The organism is Alphaproteobacteria bacterium (assembly GCA_030740435.1).
In the GTDB taxonomy this organism is placed as follows: domain Bacteria; phylum Pseudomonadota; class Alphaproteobacteria; order UBA2966; family UBA2966.
Map to the genome: position 1 here is coordinate 13,695 of JASLXG010000085.1, position 17,467 is coordinate 31,161.

Below are 17,467 nucleotides of genomic sequence, written 5' to 3' on the forward strand. Positions count from 1 at the left end.
CCTATCGCCTCGCCATGACCCTCAGCCGCGGCCAACTGATCGCCCTGCTGGCTTCGCTGGTGGCGGTCGGCATGGTGGCGACCAACATCTACGTGCCCTCGCTGCCGGCGTTGACGCGCGACCTCGGCACCACGCCACGCATGGTGCAACTGACGCTGACCGTCTATTTCGCCGCCGTGGCGCTGACCCAACTCGCTTACGGCCCGATTTCCGACCGCATCGGCCGGCGGCCGGTGGTGCTGGCCGGCATTGGGCTTTACATCGTGGCCAGCCTGGGCTGCATGCTGGCGCCCTCGATCGAGGTGCTGATCGGCGCCCGGGTGTTGCAGGCCATGGGCGCCTGCGCCGGACCGGTAATGGCCCGGGCCATCATCCGCGACGTCTTCGAGCGCGAGGAATCGGCCCGCGTCATGGCCACCATCGGCCTGGTGTTGGCCATCTCGCCGGCCGTAGCTCCGGTGCTGGGGTCGCATCTGCAGGTCTGGTTCGGCTGGCGCTCGGTGTTTGCCGCGGTGGCCGCATTCGGCACCGTGGTGATGATCGTCATGCTGCGTTTCCTGGGCGAGACCCGGCCGCCGGGCCTGGCGCCACCCAGCAGCCTGATGGCGGGCTACCGCACGCTGCTGGCCTCGCCGGCCTACCTCGGTTACGCCCTTTCCTCGACCTGCGTGCTGGCCGGGCTGTTCGCCTTCATCACCGAGGCGCCCTTCATCATCATCGAGCTCTTGGGCGAGCCGGCGCAGAACTTCGGCTGGTATTCGCTGATCACCGTCGGCGGCTTCGCCTTGGGCTCATATGCCGCCAGCCGGCTTTCGCTACGCCTCGGCATCGATCGCATGGTGGCCTTGGGCATCGCGGCGGCGCTGCTCGGCGCCGGCCTGCTGGCCGGCCTGGCGCTGGCCGGCGTATTCAGCGTGGCGGCGGTGATCGTGCCCATGGCGGTGGTGGCCTCGGGCATGGGCATGGTTTTTCCCAACACCACGGCCGGCGCCGTCGGTGCCTTTCCCCACATCGCCGGCACGGCTTCGGCGCTGCTCGGCTTTTTGCAAATGTCGGGGGCGGCGCTGGCGACATTGCTGGTGGCCTGGGTTGCCGACGGCACGCAAGTGCCCATGACGCTGGCGGTCCTGGGGTTCATTCTGGGGGCGGCAGCCGCCTATGTTTGGGGCCAGGCGCGGCAGCGATGAGGATCAGGCATATGAAAATCGGTTTCATCGGTCTCGGTAATGTTGGCGGAAAGCTGGCCGGCAGCCTCCTGCGCCATGGTTTCGAGCTCTGGGTGCGCGATCTCGATCACGCCATCGTCGCACCCTTCCTGGAAAAGGGAGCGATCGAGTCCCCGAGCCCCAAGCAAATGGCCGAGCTCTGCGACATGGTGATCACCTGCCTGCCGAGCCCGGCGGCCTCGGCGGCGGTGATGGAGGCCGAGGACGGCATCCTGGCTGGGATCTCGGAGGGCAAGATCTGGGCCGAGATGTCGACCAGCGACGCGGCCGAAGTCAGGCGGCTGGGAGCGCTTGTTGCAGCCAGGGGCGGCCAAGCCATGGACTGCCCGGTATCGGGCGGCTGCCACCGCGCCGCCACCGGCAACATCGCGATTTTCGCCGGCGGCGAGCGCCCCACCTTCGAACGCGCGCTGCCCGTGCTGGCGATCATGGGGCGGCGTATTTTGCATACCGGTGAGCTTGGTTCGGCGTCGGTACTGAAGGTCGTGACGAACTACCTGGCCAGCGCCAATCTGGCGACCTTGTGCGAGGCGCTGGTGACCGCCAAGGCGGCCGGCATGGACCTCAATACGGCCTACGAGGCGATCCGCATTTCGTCGGGCAATTCCTTCGTCCACGAAACCGAGAGCCAGGTGATCCTGAACGGCTCGCGCGACATCAACTTCACCATGGACCTGGTGGTCAAGGACGTGGGTCTCTTTCAAGCCCTGGCCGAGCGCGCCGGCTTGGCGCTGGAGATCTCGCCGCTGCTGCTCGATATCTTCAAGGACGGCCTGGCGCGCTACGGCGCCCGGGAATTCTCGCCCAACATCGTCAAGCGGCTGGAGGAAGCCTGCGGTGTCGATATTCTGGCCCCGGGTTTCCCGCCGGAAATGATCGATAATGAGCCCGAACAGCCGGGCTACGAGGTGATCCCGACGGGCCGGGCGTAGGCGGCATTCAACATGGGGAAGCGCCAAGTCATGGAATTGCGGCAGTTCTATATCGACGGGGCTTGGGTCGATCCCCTGGAGGCCCGGGATTTCGCGGTCATCAATCCGGCCACGGAGAGCGCCATCGCAACCATTTCGCTGGCCGGCGATGACGATGTCGAGCGGGCCGTGGCGGCAGCCAAGAAGGCCTTCGCCGGCTATGCCGCGACGAGCGTCGCCGAGCGTCTGGCCTGGTTCGAGCGTTTGTTGCGGATCTACCAGCGCCGGGCCGACGAAATGACCAACGCCATGAGCAGCGAAATGGGCGCGCCGGTGACCTTCAGCCGCGAGGTCCAGACGCCGTGTGGCGAGGGGCATATCGAGGTCATCATGGAAGCGCTCGGGGACTTTCGCTTCGAAGGCCGCTCGCCCCGTGGCGGCAGCCGCGTGGTGCACGAGCCGGTGGGCGTCGCGGCCCTGATCACGCCCTGGAACTGGCCCATCAATCAGGTCGTCGTCAAGGTGCTGCCGGCGCTGGCGGCGGGTTGTACTTGCGTCTTGAAACCGAGCGAGGAATCGCCGCTCTCGGCGCTGTTGTTCGCCGAAATGATCGATGAGGCCGGTTTCCCCCCGGGCGCCTTCAACCTGATCAACGGCCATGGCCCGGTGGCGGGGGCCGGGCTCTCGGGGCACCCGGACGTCGACATGGTGTCGTTTACCGGCTCGACCCGGGCCGGCATCGCGGTGGCCAAGGCGGCCGCCGACACGGTCAAGCGGGTGACCCTGGAACTCGGCGGCAAATCGCCCAACCTGCTGTTCGCCGATGCCGATTTGCCCAGCGCCGTCGCCTGGAGCGTGGCGGCCTGCTTCGCCAACTCCGGCCAGACCTGCGACGCGCCGACCCGGCTGCTGGTCGAAGGCAGTGTTTACCAGGAGGCGAAGGAGATCGCCGCCCGTACGGCCCGGGCCACTTTGGTCGGCGATCCGGCCCGGGAAGGCGATCATATCGGCCCCGTGGTCAACGCCCAGCAGTTCGAAAACATCCAGCGCCTGATCCAGCGCGGCATCGACGAGGGCGCCACGCTGCTAGCCGGCGGCACCGGCCGGCCCGAGGGTCTGGAGGTAGGCTACTACGTCAAACCGACGCTGTTTGCCGACGTGGCCCCCGACATGACCGTCAACCGGGAGGAAATATTCGGCCCGGTGCTTTGCATGATGCCTTTCGACAACGAGGAAGAGGCGATCCGGCTTGCCAACGATACCCGCTATGGCCTGGGCGCCTGCGTCCAAACCGGAGATGCCGAGCGGGCCGAGCGCCTGGCGCGCGCGTTGCGGGCGGGCAACGTTTCCATCAACGGCCAGGCCTACGACTACGACGCCCCCTTCGGCGGTATGAAACAGTCCGGCAACGGCCGCGAAAACGGCGTCTTTGGCCTGCAGGACTACCTCGATCTCAAGACGATTACTGGTTGACCGGCCAATTGCCCGACCGTTCCAAGGGTGGCTTGCAGACGACCGGGTCAAGTGACCCAGCGAGCAACGCGAGTGGCTACTTGACGCGGCGGCGGCTCCCCAAGCTGTCGTGCGACCGGAAGCCATGCTTCCGGTCTGCCCAGCGGCGAGCGCACTTAAACGAACGATCACACGATGTGTTGGTCGCAATGATTGTCGAGGACGACCAAACCAAGCCCCCCTCCCTCACCCTCCCCCACAAGGAGGGAGGGAGCCGGCAGCAGCCTTCAATTCATGTTACCCATGTCGCCGGTTCGAACCCCAGTTCGCGCCTGACGTCGCCGGCCGTCCAGCCGGCCTGGCGCAACTCGGCCAGTTCCGTGGCTTTGTCGCGGCTGGCCAGGCGCCGGCCTTCGGCATCGCTGATCAGGCGGTGATGGTGGTAGGCCGGCACCACCAGATCCAATAGCGCCTGCAACAAGCGGTGCACGTGAGTGGCGGCGAAAAGATCCTGGCCACGGGTCACCAAGGTCACGCCCTGCAAGGCGTCGTCCACCGTCACCGCCAGGTGGTAGCTGGTCGGCGTGTCCTTGCGCGCCAGCACCACGTCGCCGTGGCTGGCCGGATCGGCGGATTGCGGACCGGCCTCGGCGTCCCGCCAGACGAGTTGCTCGGCGCCCAGCCGTTCCAGCGCCGCGGCCACGTCGAGGCGTAGCGCATGGGGCTCGGAGGCCCGCCTTGCCGCCCGCTCGCCGGCATCGAGATGCCGGCAGGTGCCGGGATAGATTGGCCCGTCGGGCCCCTGTGGCGCCGAGGGGCTGGCGGCGATTTCGCGGCGGATTTCGGCCCGGGTGCAGAAGCAGGGATAAAGCAGGCCACGGTCCTCCAGGCGCCCGAGTGCCCGGGCGTAGTCGTCCAGGTGCTCGGACTGGCGCCTGACCGGGGTTTTCCATTCCAGCCCCAGCCAGGCCAGGTCTTCGACAATCGCCGCCTCGAACTCGGGCCGGCAGCGGCCCCGGTCGATGTCCTCGATGCGCAGCAGCACGCGGCCGCCGACGGCTTGGGCCTGGCTCCAGGTAAAAAGCGCCGAATAGGCGTGGCCGAGATGCAGGCGCCCGGTGGGGCTGGGGGCGAAGCGCAGGACGGCGCTCACGCCAGGCCCCGGTTACGCTCCAGGTGGCGCCGCAGCGCCGCCGCCACCGCCTCGGGGTGGCTCAGCGGACTCATGTGGCCGGCGCCGGGAATGGCGTCACCGCGGCTTCCGGGAATGGCCTCCAGGACGACCTGGCAGAGGCGCAGGTCGTAGGCCGCCGTTTGGCCGCCCCACAGCACCGTGGTGGACAGGGTAATGTTTTCCAGATCGGCCCGGACCGTGGTGCTGGCGTACATGGCGTCGTACTTTTGCCGGGCCGTCGCCGACATGGCTATGAATTCCTGGCGCCTGGCCTGGGACAAGCCCTGCCAGGTGCCGGGGCCGTTGAAATGATCGACGAAGAACCGCCAGCCCTCTGCCTCGCGGCCATCTTCCAGACGCCGCAGGAAGCCCTCGCTCAGGGCCTGTTTTTCGGCCAGGATTTCGGCCTCGCCCAGTTCCACCAGCACGGGGTAGAGCTGCGGCTCGAGCAGCACCAGGCTGGCGAAGGAAGCTGCCGACGCCAGGGCGGCCTGCACCGCCACGGCGCCGCCATAGGAATGCCCCACCAGATGGGCCGGCCCGACGGTGGCGGCCAAAGCCGCCAACAAAGCGGCATCGTCATCCAGGCTGGGGGCCCGAGGTCCCGGCCAGGGATCGCTGTCGCCCCGGTCGTAAAGGTCGATGGCCAGCAGGCGCCAACTATCTTCCAGGTGCGCGCTCATGGCCCGCCATTGGCTGCCGCTCGAGATGCCGTTGTGAACCAGAATGACGGGATCGCCGTGGCCCTGGTCGGAATAATGAACACAGGCGCCGTTGACATGAAGCGTGGGCATGCTGAACTCCGCCGCTCGATCTATTGCCGGGCCGGCGGGCTGGAACGCTCGAGGTGCCGGCGCAGCGCCGCCGCCACTTCCCGGGGGTGGCTCATGGGGCTGACGTGCCCGGCACCGGGGATGGCCTGGCCCCGGCTCCCGGGTATGCACTCCAGGACGATCTGGCAGAGCCGGACGTCGTGCGCCGCCGTCGCGCTGCCCCACAGCACCAGGGTGGGCAAGTCGAGGCGGCCGAGATCGGCGCCGCGGGTGGGGTTTTGGTACATGGCGTCGTATTTGTCCCGGGCCGCGGCCGACATGGCGATGAATTCCTGGCGCTTGTCGTGGCTCAATCCCTGCCAGGTGCCGGCGCCGTTCTGCAGATCGACAAAGTGCCGCCAGCCCTCGGCCTGGCGGCCTTCGTCTATGTGCTTCAGGAATTGTTCGACATCGGCCTGTAGCGGCTCCAGGACGTCGGCCTCGCCACGCTCCAACAGCAGCGGGTAAAGCGGCGGCTCGACCAACGTCAGGCTGGTGAAGGCCGAGGGCTCGGCCAGAACGGCCCGCAGGCCCACGACGGCGCCCCAGGAATGCCCGACCAGATGAGCCGGACCCGATTCGGCGGCCAGCGCCAAGACCAGCACGGCATCGTCGTCCACGCTGATAGGGGTTGGGCCCGGCCAAGGATCCGTACCGCCCCGGTCGTGAAGGTCGATGGCGAGGCAGCGCCAGCTATCCGCCAGATCGGCGCCCATGGCTCGCCACTGACTGCCGCTCGAGATGCCGGTGTGCACGAGAATGACTGGATCGCCGCGGCCCTGGTCGGAATAATGGACGCGGACACCATTGACGTGGAGCAGAGGCATGCGGAACTCTCGGGCCAGGGAACAGTGGGGCGAAAATAGATGACCGAGCCTTTCGGGTCCATGGCGAGCGGGTCATGACGGCCCTCGACGGCCCCAGGGTGCCGGCTGCCGGCGGCAACGCGCAACGCCTGGTCGTTCTGGTGCACGGATTCGGGGCCGACGGCAACGACCTGATCCAGCTGGCGCCCTTCCTGCAACAGCACCTGCCCGATGCCGCTTTTGCCGCGCCGCATGCGCCCGAAGCCTGCGAAATGGCGCCCATGGGACGCCAGTGGTTCGGCCTGGGCGATTACGACCCGACCACGGCAGCCCGCGATATCGAGGCCACGGAGGCCCGCTACCTCGGCATGACCGACCGGGTGGCCGGGGCGGCGCCGCCGCTGGAGGCCTTCATCGACGCCGAGCTTGCCCGCCATGATCTCGATGACCAGCATCTGGCCCTGGTCGGTTTCAGCCAGGGCACCATGATGTCGCTGCATGTGGGGCTGCGCCGAGCCCGCCCGCCCGCCGCCATCGTCGGTTTCTCGGGCGCCCTGGTGGGCGCCGACCGGCTGGCGCACGAGATCCGCGCCCGCCCGCCGGTACTGCTTTGCCATGGCGAAGCCGACGATCTGGTGCCGGTGGCGGCACTGCACCTGGCGGCCAGCGGCCTGGCGGCGGCCGGCATCGTTGTCGATTGGCACGTCTCACCCGGGCTCGGCCACGGCATCGACCCGGTCGGCCTCGAGCTCGCCGGCCGTTTCTTGCTGGAGGCCTTCGCCGACCGGCTGGACGGCCAGCCGCCAGAGCTGCTGGAGCGAGGAGGTCCGTGACCTCCCCGCTCCGGGCTGTGTTCTATCCCCAGATGTCGGACGAGATGCTGGTGTACCAGCCCTCGGCGAACTGGGCCTCCTTTTTCAGGAACTCGGCGTTGGCGTCCTTGGGGCCGACGCCGCCCGAGCCCTTTTTCTTGATGATCTTGCCATTGGCGAAACCGTAGACCATGGCCACCGAAATGCCGTAGTCGGGCGCCACCAGGCTGTAGCAGGTGTTGATCAAGGAAGGCTCGCCGGGTTGTTTGCCGCTGAGCTGGGCGACGATGGCGGCAGCCGCCACCTTGGCCTCGCTGTTGGCCGAATAGCCCGACTTGGGCAGCGGGCTGGCAATCGAGGCATCGCCGATGACGTAGACGTCCTTGTGGATGGTCGATTCGAAGGTGCGCGGGTTGATCGGGCACCAGCCCGACTTGTCGGTGGCGCCGGCCAGGAAGGCGATCTTGCCCGCCTTCTGGGCCGGGATGAAGTTGATGACGTCACCACGGAACTTGTCGAACTCGGTGTGCACGGTCATACCGGCCACGTCGACCCGGGTGGCGCCGCCGCCGTCCTTCTGGCTGACCCATTGGATCATGCCCTTGTAGAGCCGATCCCAGCCCTGCATGAAAAGCGGCTGCTTGGAGAACTTGGGCTTGGGATCGAGGATGATGATCTTCGAGCCGGGTTTGTGGGCCTTGAAGTAGTTGGCCACCAGGCTGACCCGCTCGTAGGGGCCCGGCGGGCAGCGGAAGGGATTGCCCGGCGGTGCGATGATGAAGGTGCCGCCGGCCGGCATGGCCTTGAGCTGCTTGCGCAGCAGCATGGTCTGCGGGCCGCCGTTCCAGGCATGCGGGATCTTCTGGCTGGCCGCCTGGCTGTAGCCCTCGACGGCCCCCCACTTGAAGTCGATGCCCGGCGACAGCACCAGCTTGTTGTAAGCGAAAGTCTTGCCGCCGGCCGTGGTTACCGTCTTCTTGGCGGCATCGACGGCGGTGGCCGTGTCATGCACCACGGTGGCCCCGTATTTGCCCTTGAGGGCGTCGTAGTTGTGCGTGATGAAACCGATGTCGTTGAGGCCGCCGATCACGGTGTTGCTGTAGGGGCAGGTGACGAACTGTGTCTTGGGCTCGATCAGCGTGACCTGGATGCCGGGGTCCGCCTTGCGGATGTACTTGGCCGCGGTGGCGCCGCCGAAGCCGCCGCCGATGACCACCACGCGCCCCGAAGCGGCCCGGGCCGGTAGGATGTTGACCAGCCCCAGGCCCCCCCCAATCGCCGAACTGGCGGTGGTGGCCGCGGCCAACTGGGTGAAGCGCCGGCGTGTGAGTTTGCTCATGATCGTTTCCCCCCTATTTGCCGTAGACCGAGGCCAGGGCATCAATCTGGGCGTCGCTGTAGCCCTTGGCGATGCGCTGCATTATCGTCGAAGGTTTCTTGCCGTCGCGGAAGTTCTTGAGGGCGTCGGCGATATACTTCTTCGATTTGCCGTTGATGGTGGGCATGGCGCCCTTGGATTTGCCGTCGGTGCCATGACAGCCGGCGCAGGGGTTGGCCAGCATCAGCGGATCCAAGCTGTCGGCCGCGGCCGGTGATAGCGGAAACAAGAGAGCCGTCACTGCCAGGGCGGCGACGACGGTTGTGCGTGGAATCATCTGTCTTACCCTCCCATTGGAATTTTCCCGTCTCCCGTATTCCACAATATCAATATGTGAAATCGAGAGCAAGATTGGCAAACATCGATTCTACAACGAGACCGCCATGCCGCCCGAGACGGCCAGCAACTGGCCGGTGACGAAGGAGGATTCGTCACACGAGAAGAAAAGCACGGCGTTGGCGATCTCGTCGGCCTCGCCCAGACGCTTGAGCAGCGTGCGGTCGCGCAAGTCCGCCAGCTCCGCGGCGTCCATGCGCTCGACCACCGAGGTGCGGATCAGGCTGGGCGCGATGCAATTGACGTTGACCTGGGGCGCGAACTCGATGGCCATGCTGCGGCTCAGCGAGGCCACGGCGGCCTTGGCGGCACCGTAATCGGCCTGGCCCAGTTCACCGGCGTAGGCGACGGAGGAGATGTTGACGACGCGCCCCCAGCCGCGCTCGCGCATGCCCGGCACCAGGGCCCGGGCCAGATGTATGCCGGCCCGCAGATTGAGTTGCAAAGTCTCGCCCCAGCGCTCGTCGGAAATATCCAGCAGCGGCACGTACATGTCGCCGCGCAAGCCCCCCACCAGGTTGACCAGCACGTCGACCCGGCCGAAGCGCTCCAGCGCCAGTTCGGCCACCGGCAGGATCTCGGCCGCCACCGTGGCGTTCGAGCGCCGGGCCGCGATGTCGGCGCCCTCGGTCAGCACTTCGTGGGTCAGGGCCACGGCCTCGTCCATGCGGTTGGCCGAAATGTCGGTCAGCACCAGCGAGGCACCTTCTTCGGCCAGGCGCCGCGCGATGGCCCGGCCCATGGGGCCGCCGGCCCCGGTGATCAGGGCGACTTTGTCTTTCATACGCATTTTTCGCTCCTGCTTCGGATGTCAGAGTTCAGATGTCAGACGATGCCGCGCTGGCGCAACTCGGCGATTTCGTCGGCGGCCAGGCCCAGCACGTCCGCCAGCACCGCTTCGCTGTGCTCGCCCAGCGTCGGCGGCGCGTGGCTGTAGCTCACCGGGGTCTGGCTGAGCTTGATGGGGCTGGCGATCAGCGGCACATCGCCGGCCAGGGCGTGGGGCAGCTCGATGTTCATGCCGCGGTGCTGCACCTGGGGGTCGGCGAAGACCTGGTCGAGCTCGTTGATCGGGCCGCCGGGGATGCCCTCGGCCTCCAGGGCGGCCAGCCAGTCGGCGCTGGAGCGCTGGCGCATGGCCGCCTCGATCGGCGGGATCAACTCGGCCCGGTTCTCGATGCGGCCCTGGTTGCGTTTGAAACGCTCGTCATCGGCCATTTCGGGCCGGCCGATGAGGCGGCAATAGCGGCCGAACTGGTTGTCGTTGCCGATGGCCACGATGATCCAGCCGTCGGCCGTCTCGAAGGGCTGGTAGGGAGCGACGTTGGGATGGCTGTTGCCGCTGCGCCCCGGCGAGCGCCCCGAGATGAGATAGTTCATGCCCTGGTTGGCCAACAGCGCCGTGGCCGAATCCATCAGCGCCATGTCGATATATTGCCCCTCGCCGGTGCGTTCAAGGTGGTTGAGGGCGGCCAGGATGGCGGTGGCCGAATACATGCCGGTGATGATGTCGATGAGCGCCACGCCGACCCGCAGCGGCCCCGCCCCAGGCTCGCCGTCGGCCGGGCCGGTGATGCTCATCATGCCGCCCATGGCCTGCAGGAGATAATCGTAGCCGGCCCGCTTGGCATAGGGTCCGTCCTGGCCGAAACCGGTGATGGAGCAATAGACCAGGCCCGGATTGAGGGCCTTGAGGTCCTCGTAACCGAGGCCGTACTTGGCCAGGCCGCCGGTCTTGTAGTTCTCCACCAGGACGTTGGACTTGGCCGCCAATTGGCGCACCAGGTCCTGGCCTTGGGGTGAGGCCAGGTCCAGCGTCAGCGACTTCTTGCCGCGATTGACGGCCAGGTAATAGGCCGAATCCGTGGTCTCCTTGCCGTCCGCGTCCTTGAGGAATGGCGGCCCCCAGGTGCGGGTGTCGTCGCCCTGGCCGGGGCGTTCGACCTTGATCACCTCGGCCCCCAGATCGGCCAGGATCTGCGTCGCCCAGGGCCCGGCCAGGATGCGGCTGAGGTCGAGGACACGGATATGGGCGAGCGGACCGGACATGATTTCCTCAGGCGCTGCGGGGCGGGCCGCCAGCATAGCGCATTTCAAAATCGACAGGAATCGCCCGCCTTCAATCGATCAACTCGAGCAAGGCCAGCGGCCGGCGGAAAAGCCGCCACCAGATTGCGATCACCGTGATCCTGAGGTCGCTGTAGGCGCGCAGGCGCTGCCAGGCGGGCCGCTGGGCCCCTGGTTTGGCCCCCAGCGTGGTCTCCATGCGAAAAGGTAGCAACCAAAGCCCAAAGGCCAGCAACCTGAGCGGCGTCAGGCCGAACCAGGCCGGCAGCCCATAACCCCAGGCGGCGTGCTTGTCGGCCAGCAGAAAACGCAGCCTGAGCCGGTCGAGGCCCGACAGCACTTCGCCGTGGCGGCGCGATATGGTCTGGCTTTGGAAGCCGCTGAGGGTTTCACCGCGCACTTTCCAGTGCCACAGCTTGCCGTCGAAAGTGCTGGCCAGCAGCGCCTGGTGCCAGTCGATGCCGAGCCAGTGGCAGAGCCTTTGCGTCGTCTCCTCGGGGGCCTGGTGCAAATCCTCGAGCCGGACGGCCCGCGAGTTGCGCTGGTTCATCTCGACGTAACGGCCCACGCCCTGAAAGTCGGGCGAGAGGTGGTGGGTCCAGGTGAAGATGGGCGAGGCATGGGCCAGCGCCCGCACCAGCGTATCGCGGGGCAGATCCAAATCATCGACGCCCTCGTCCTCGCGCATGCTGCGGTACCACGACGCCAGCGTCTGCAGCGGCTCGCGGACGCTGTGCAGGCACTTCAAATCGGGCCCGAAATCGCTGAAGAGCTGGTCGATGGCATGGAAAAAGGGATTGTGGGCCTGGAACACGATAAGGGGGTTTGGCGAATCGAACTGGCGGCCCAGCGCCTCGGCATAGGCCACGTGGAGCGCCTGGAAGAAAAACTTGCGCGCCACGGTCTCGGTCATGGCGTCGGCGATCTCGTGCTTCAACAGGCGCAGCAAGGTGAAGGCGAAAAGATCGCGGTCGACGCCCAGCGCTTCGCTGTGCCTCTCGCCCATGGCGGTGAAATTGAACTCCAGCCCGATGCCGGCACCGGCGCCCAGCACCGGGGTCTGGGAACGCGGATCGAAGAGGACGTCATAGCAATCGACGAAGGCGGCGCACAACTCGACCGCCGGCAAGTGCCCGAACTCGTCCCAAAAGACGAAGTAGCCGCACAGGTAGTTGGCCGGAAAGGTCAGCACGTCGGGGTGGCCGTCGAGCAGGCTTTGCAGGAAAAAAGACCCGCCGCGGCCGTAGTAATGAATGGATACGGCCCGTTCGATGGTCCGCGGATCGATCATGGGGAGAAACTAGCGCGGCCGGCAGGGTGGCGCCAATCCGCATCTTTCCTTGACAAGGGGTTGCTGGCCATGAGGTTGTTTCGCCCCGCGCTACTAAGTTCACAAGGAAACAATCGATGGAATACCGAAATCTGGGCCACAGCGGCCTCAAGGTCTCGCCGATCTGCCTCGGCACCATGATGTTCGGCGGCCAGACCGATGCCCGTACCTCGAGGCGCATCATCGACCAGGCCCACGGGGCCGGAGTGAATTTCATCGACAGCGCCGACGTCTATAACGACGGCAACTCGGAAAAGGTCGTGGGCCGCGCCATCGCGCGGCAGCGTCAGCACTGGATCGTGGCCACCAAGCTGGCCAACGCCATGGGCGACGATCCCAACCGGCGCGGCCTGTCGCGGCGCTGGGTCATGCAGGCGGCCGAAGAAAGCCTGGCGCGCCTGGGCAGCGACTGGATCGACATCTATTACCTGCACCTGGAGGACCACCAGACGCCGCTCGAGGAAACCGTGGCCGCCATGGGCGATTTGCAGCGTGCCGGCAAGATCCGCCACTTCGGCCTCCCCAACTATCGCTCCTGGCGGCTGGCCGAAATCTGCAACATCTGCGACGGTCTGGGCATCGGCCGGCCGCTGGTCAGCCAGCCCTATTACAACGCCTTCAACCGCATGCCCGAGGTCGAACACCTGCCGGCCTGCGACTATTACGGCCTCGGCGTGGTGCCCTATTCGCCGATCGCGCGGGGCGTGCTGACGGGCAAGTACCCGCCCGGCAAGAAGGCACCCCGGGGCACCCGGGCGGGCCGCCAGGACCGGCGCATGATGCAGTCGGAATGGCGCCAGGAATCCCTCAAGTTGGCGCAAAAGGTCAAGCTTCGCGCCGAGGCCCAGGGCATCACCGCCAGCCAGTTTGCCGTCGCCTGGGTGCTCAACAATGCCCTCGTCACCAGCGTCATCGCCGGGCCACGCACGCTGGCCCAGTGGCGCGACTACCTGCCGGCGCTGGACTACCAATTCACGGCCCAGGACGAGGCCTTCATCGACAAACTGGTCGAGCCCGGCCACCCCTCGACGCCACGCTACAACGACCCGGCCTACCCGCTCGAAGGGCGGGTGCCGCTGAGCGGCTGATTTTCAAAACCGGGGTCGGTTTATTTGCGGCCGAACAGCCGGCTCAGGAATCCGCGTTTTTTCGCTCCGGTTTCGCTATCGCTGCCGGCCTCGGCTTCGAGGCGTTCGTCGGCCTGTATCCGCAGGTCGCGCGCCTGCGTGAGCTCGATTTCGGCCGCCGGATCCCGGCTGGGAGGGCCGCCGTCGGGCATGGTGGCGCCTTCGAACTCGGTGCCGTCGAGGTGGCCAGGGAGATGTCGGCGCCCGCCAGGTCGGCCCGGCGCAGGCTGGCCTGGCTCAGGTTGGCACCCTGGAAATTGCTTTCGCGCAGGTTGGCCCGGTCGAGCACCGCCTGGCTCAGGTCGGCACCGCGAAAATTGGCGCGATGGGCGTTGACCCCGGTGAACTCTGCCGCCGTACACTTGGCGATCCAAAGATTGGCATCGACCAGCATGGCGTTCTGCAGCGAGGCGTTTTCCAGGCGCGCGTTCTGTAGCGTTGCCGAGCTCAGGTTGGCGGTCTCGAGCTCGGCCGTGCGCAGGTCGATTTTGCGCATGCTGGCGTCCCGCAGATCGGCCCCGCCCAGGCGGCAGCTTTTCATATAGAGCTTTTCCAGCATCGCCCCCTGAAGCTGCGCCCCCCTCAGGTCGGCGCGCGGCAGGCGGGCGCCCTCCCGCACCACACCGGCGAAATCGAGTTCCCTGAGGTCGGCTTTCTTGAAATCCGCGGCGCTGAAATCGGCGCCCCGCAGCGTGGCACCCCGCAGCTTGGCCTTGCCCAGCCGGGCGCCCTGCAGCTTGGCTTCCGTAAGATCGGCATTGCCAAGCTTGGCCTTGTAGAGGTTGGCGCCCGAGAGGTCGGCCTTGGCCAAGCGGGCGCCGCTGAGGTCGGCACCCTTGAGATCGGCATCGCGCAGCTGGGCGCCCTCGAGGGCGGCACCGGCGAGATCGGCAAAGCGCAGATTGCCGCCTTCGCACGAGCCGCTGCTGCGCAGCCGTTCGAGATCGGCCGGGTCGGCCGTCTTTTGCCTCGGTGCCATGGCTTCCCCTGGTTGGCGCGAAAAAGGGCGGCCCAACCATAACCCATGTTTTTCTTTCTGCTAAGCGCTAGCCAGCATGGCTTGCAGGAGCACGTTGCAGCCGGCCTCGAGGTCGGCCTGGGTGGCGCTTTCCTCCTCGTTGTGGCTGATGCCGCCGGCGCAGGGCACGAAGATCATGCCGGTCGGCGCCACTTCGGCCAGGCAGCAGGCGTCGTGGCCGGCGCCCGAGATGATGTCGAGCTGGGCATACCCGGCGGCCTCGGCGCCAGCACGCACGGCGGCGACGCAATTTGGGTCGAATACGACGGCAGGCGTTTGGTGGATCTCGGCGAAATCGAGCTCCAGGCCGCCCTCGGCCGCCGCCGCCTCGCTGGCCGCCTGCAACGCCGCCCCCATGGCGCCGAGGATTTCGGCCTCGGGATGCCTGAGATCGACGGCCAGAAAAACCCGGCCGGGGATGACGTTGCGCGAGTTGGGATGGACCTGCATCAGCCCCACCGTGGCGCAGGCCCCGGGCAGGTGCTCGTGCCCGATGCGGTTGACGGCGGCGACGATGCGGGCGGCGCCGAGCAGGGCGTCGCGCCGGCTCGGCATGGGTGTCGGCCCGGCGTGGGCTTCCTGACCGGTAAGCGTGATCTCGTACCAGCGCAGGCCCTGCACGCCGCCGACCACGCCGATGGTTTTGCCCTCGGCCTCAAGGATGGGGCCCTGCTCGATATGGGCCTCGAAATAGGCCCCGACCGGGCGGCCGCCGACCGCGGCCTGGCCGGCGTAGCCGATGCGCCCGAGTTCGTCGCCCAATTTGTTGCCCTCGAGGTCCTCCAGGCCCAGCCCGTCGGCCAACTCGCTGATGCCGGCGAATACCGCCGAGCCGATCATCGGCGCGGGAAAGCGCGAGCCTTCCTCGTTGGTCCAGGCCGCCACCTCCAAGGGCGCCTCGGTCTGGTAGTCCAGATCGTTGAGCGTGCGCATCACCTCGAGTGCCGCCATGACGCCGTAGGCGCCGTCGAACTTGCCGCCGGTGGGCTGGCTGTCGAGGTGGCTGCCGGCCATCACCGGCGCCAGCTCGGGATTGCGGCCCGGCCGGCGGCCGAAGATGTTGCCCATGGCGTCGACGCTGACGTCGAGGCCCGCTTCCTCGCACCAGCGCACGAAAAGATCGCGGCCCGCACGGTCCTCGTCACTGAGCGCCAGGCGGCAGACGCCGCCCTTGGCGGTGGCGCCGATGGCTGCCAGATCCATCAGCGATTGCCACAGCCGCGCGCCGTCGATGCGGATGTTGCGGCCCGGCTGTTGCTCTGCTGCCATGATCGTCGCGGCCCCTATTTCATCACCGGAATGACGTAATCGGCGCCGGCCCGGATGCCGGTCGGCCAGCGCGCCGTGACGGTCTTGCGCTGGGTATAGAAGTGCACGCCTTCGGGGCCGTGCACGGGATGGCTGCCAAACAGCGAGCGCTTCCAGCCGCCGAAGCTGTGGAAGGCCAGCGGCACCGGGATGGGCACGTTGACGCCGACCATGCCGATCTGGCAGGCATCGACGAAGCTGCGGGCGGCGTCACCGTCGCGCGTGAAGATGGCGGCGCCGTTGCCGAATTCATGGTCGTTGACGAGATCCAGCGCCTGCTCGAAATCGGGGCTGCGCACCACCCCCAGCACGGGACCGAAGATTTCCTCCTGGTAGATGCGCATATCGGCCGTCACGCGGTCGAAGATCGAGGCCCCCATGAAATAGCCGCCCTCGTAGCCCTGCAGGGAAAAGTCGCGGCCGTCGACCACCAGCTCGGCGCCCTCCTCGACGCCCAGGTCGACATAGCCGCGCACCCGGTCGTAATGCGCCTGGCTGACCAGCGGCCCCATCTCGGCCTCGGGGTCGGTACCCGGCCCCACCTTCAGGGCCTGGGCCCGGGGCACCAGGCGCTCGAGCAAGCGCTCGGTGGTGTCATCGCCCACCGTCACCGCCACCGAGACCGCCATGCAGCGCTCGCCGGCGGAGCCGAAGGCGGCGCCCATCAGGGCGTCGGTGGCCTGGTCGAGGTCGGCGTCGGGCATCACCACCATGTGGTTCTTGGCGCCGCCCAGCGCCTGCACCCGCTTGCCCGCGGCCGAGCCGGTGGCATAGACGTATTCGGCGATGGGCGTCGAGCCGACGAAACTGATGGCCGCCACATCGGGGTGAACGAGCAGCGCATCCACCGCCTCCTTGTCGCCGTTGATGACGTTGAAGACGCCGTCGGGAAGGCCCGATTCCGTGAGCAGCTCGGCCAGTCGCAAGGCCGTCGAGGGGTCCTTCTCCGAGGGCTTGAGCACGAAACTGTTGCCACAGGCCAGGGCCACCGGAAACATCCACATCGGTACCATGGCGGGGAAATTGAAGGGCGTGATGCCGGCACAGACGCCCAGCGGCCGGCGCATGGAATACATGTCCATGCCGCTCGAGATGCCGTCCGAGAATTCGCCCTTGAGCATTTGCGGCATGCCGCAGGCGAACTCCACCACCTCGAGGCCGCGGGTGACGGAGCCCTGGGCGTCGGACAGCACCTTGCCGTGCTCGGCCGTGACCATGGCGGCCAGCTCGTCCATGTACGCTTCCAAAGCCGCCTTGAAGCGGAACATGACGCGGGCGCGTTCCTGCGGCGAGGTGGCGGCCCAGCCGGCGAAAGCCTGGTGGGCCACCTTCACCACGGCGTCGACCTCGGCGGCCGAGGCGAAGGGCACCTCGGCCGTCTGCTCGCCGGTGGCGGGGTTGTAAACCTCGCCATAGCGGCCGCTCTCTCCCGCCACCCGGGCACCGTTGACGTAGTGGCTGAGCCTTTCGGTCATGGAATTCTCCGTATCTGGATAATGTCTAGCCCGCATTTCTCACCGGGTCACGGCCTGCGTCGCTCCCAGGTGATGCGATCCGCTAGGAAAAGACCGAAGAGCGTAGTGGTACTACGCGCTTCGGTCTTTGACAACGCGGGCGCGCTCCTGGGAGCGACCCTTCGGGCGGGGGGGGGGGGGGGGGGGGGGGGGGAGGTGGGGGTTGGGGGTGTGGCAGGGGCGGGGGGGGCGCGGG

At 67.3% G+C, this 17,467-nt stretch carries 16 protein-coding genes; 5 read left to right on the top strand and 11 right to left on the bottom strand.

What is annotated here, in order from left to right:
- Positions 1–14 precede the first annotated feature (14 nt).
- Genes QGG75_09955 through QGG75_09965 form a run of 3 tightly spaced genes read left to right on the top strand, consistent with a single transcriptional unit; the run spans position 15 to position 3,610 of the window.
- Positions 15–1,187: a multidrug effflux MFS transporter gene (locus tag QGG75_09955; protein MDP6067556.1), complete on the top strand. Its 1,173-nt coding sequence runs from the start codon at positions 15–17 to the stop codon at positions 1,185–1,187.
- Positions 1,188–1,198: 11 nt separating this feature from the next.
- A complete protein-coding gene (locus tag QGG75_09960) occupies positions 1,199–2,158 on the top strand; it encodes an NAD(P)-dependent oxidoreductase (protein MDP6067557.1) in 960 nt (319 codons plus the stop codon).
- A gap of 12 nt (positions 2,159–2,170) precedes the next feature.
- Entirely contained in the window at positions 2,171–3,610 is a 1,440-nt protein-coding gene (locus QGG75_09965; protein ID MDP6067558.1) for an aldehyde dehydrogenase family protein, read from the top strand.
- A gap of 271 nt (positions 3,611–3,881) precedes the next feature.
- On the opposite strand, the gene gluQRS is transcribed toward QGG75_09965, so the two are convergent.
- The 3 genes from gluQRS to QGG75_09980 are packed head-to-tail and all read right to left on the bottom strand — an operon-like array spanning position 3,882 to position 6,402.
- Positions 3,882–4,742 carry a tRNA glutamyl-Q(34) synthetase GluQRS gene (gluQRS, locus tag QGG75_09970; protein ID MDP6067559.1) on the bottom strand — a complete coding sequence of 287 codons (861 nt, stop codon included), beginning with the start codon at positions 4,740–4,742 and terminating at the stop codon, positions 3,882–3,884.
- Entirely contained in the window at positions 4,739–5,557 is an 819-nt protein-coding gene (locus QGG75_09975) for an alpha/beta hydrolase (protein ID MDP6067560.1), read from the bottom strand. Before QGG75_09975 ends, gluQRS begins: the two co-directional genes overlap by 4 nt.
- A 20-nt stretch (positions 5,558–5,577) precedes the next feature.
- A complete protein-coding gene (locus QGG75_09980; protein MDP6067561.1) occupies positions 5,578–6,402 on the bottom strand; it encodes an alpha/beta hydrolase in 825 nt (274 codons plus the stop codon).
- A gap of 74 nt (positions 6,403–6,476) precedes the next feature.
- Between QGG75_09980 and QGG75_09985 the strand changes: the two genes are divergently transcribed.
- Positions 6,477–7,214 carry a prolyl oligopeptidase family serine peptidase gene (locus tag QGG75_09985; GenBank protein MDP6067562.1) on the top strand — a complete coding sequence of 246 codons (738 nt, stop codon included), beginning with the start codon at positions 6,477–6,479 and terminating at the stop codon, positions 7,212–7,214.
- A gap of 22 nt (positions 7,215–7,236) precedes the next feature.
- Here the strand turns inward: QGG75_09985 and QGG75_09990 are convergent, their stop codons facing one another.
- From QGG75_09990 to QGG75_10010, 5 genes are all read right to left on the bottom strand, one after another.
- Positions 7,237–8,532: an NAD(P)/FAD-dependent oxidoreductase gene (locus QGG75_09990; GenBank protein ID MDP6067563.1), complete on the bottom strand. Its 1,296-nt coding sequence runs from the start codon at positions 8,530–8,532 to the stop codon at positions 7,237–7,239.
- Positions 8,533–8,545: 13 nt separating this feature from the next.
- Positions 8,546–8,848, bottom strand: coding sequence for a c-type cytochrome (locus QGG75_09995; GenBank protein MDP6067564.1), 303 nt, complete (start codon positions 8,846–8,848; stop codon positions 8,546–8,548).
- 90 nt (positions 8,849–8,938) lie between these two features.
- Positions 8,939–9,691 carry an SDR family NAD(P)-dependent oxidoreductase gene (locus tag QGG75_10000; protein ID MDP6067565.1) on the bottom strand — a complete coding sequence of 251 codons (753 nt, stop codon included), beginning with the start codon at positions 9,689–9,691 and terminating at the stop codon, positions 8,939–8,941.
- Between the two features lie 41 nt (positions 9,692–9,732).
- Positions 9,733–10,956, bottom strand: coding sequence for a CaiB/BaiF CoA-transferase family protein (locus tag QGG75_10005; protein ID MDP6067566.1), 1,224 nt, complete (start codon positions 10,954–10,956; stop codon positions 9,733–9,735).
- 70 nt (positions 10,957–11,026) lie between these two features.
- Positions 11,027–12,265, bottom strand: coding sequence for a sulfotransferase (locus tag QGG75_10010; protein ID MDP6067567.1), 1,239 nt, complete (start codon positions 12,263–12,265; stop codon positions 11,027–11,029).
- Between the two features lie 116 nt (positions 12,266–12,381).
- Between QGG75_10010 and QGG75_10015 the strand changes: the two genes are divergently transcribed.
- Positions 12,382–13,392, top strand: coding sequence for an aldo/keto reductase (locus tag QGG75_10015; protein ID MDP6067568.1), 1,011 nt, complete (start codon positions 12,382–12,384; stop codon positions 13,390–13,392).
- A 43-nt stretch (positions 13,393–13,435) separates the two neighbouring features.
- Here QGG75_10015 and QGG75_10020 read toward each other — a convergent pair whose 3' ends face one another.
- The 3 genes from QGG75_10020 to QGG75_10030 are packed head-to-tail and all read right to left on the bottom strand — an operon-like array spanning position 13,436 to position 17,232.
- On the bottom strand, positions 13,436–14,410 hold the full coding sequence (locus tag QGG75_10020) for a pentapeptide repeat-containing protein (protein ID MDP6067569.1): 975 nt from the start codon (positions 14,408–14,410) through the stop codon (positions 13,436–13,438).
- Between the two features lie 60 nt (positions 14,411–14,470).
- Complete coding sequence (locus tag QGG75_10025; GenBank protein MDP6067570.1) at positions 14,471–15,718, bottom strand: Zn-dependent hydrolase; 1,248 nt, start codon at positions 15,716–15,718, stop codon at positions 14,471–14,473.
- A 14-nt stretch (positions 15,719–15,732) separates the two neighbouring features.
- Positions 15,733–17,232, bottom strand: a complete 1,500-nt coding sequence (locus QGG75_10030; GenBank protein MDP6067571.1) for a CoA-acylating methylmalonate-semialdehyde dehydrogenase — start codon at positions 17,230–17,232, stop codon at positions 15,733–15,735.
- Positions 17,233–17,467: the final 235 nt, after the last annotated feature.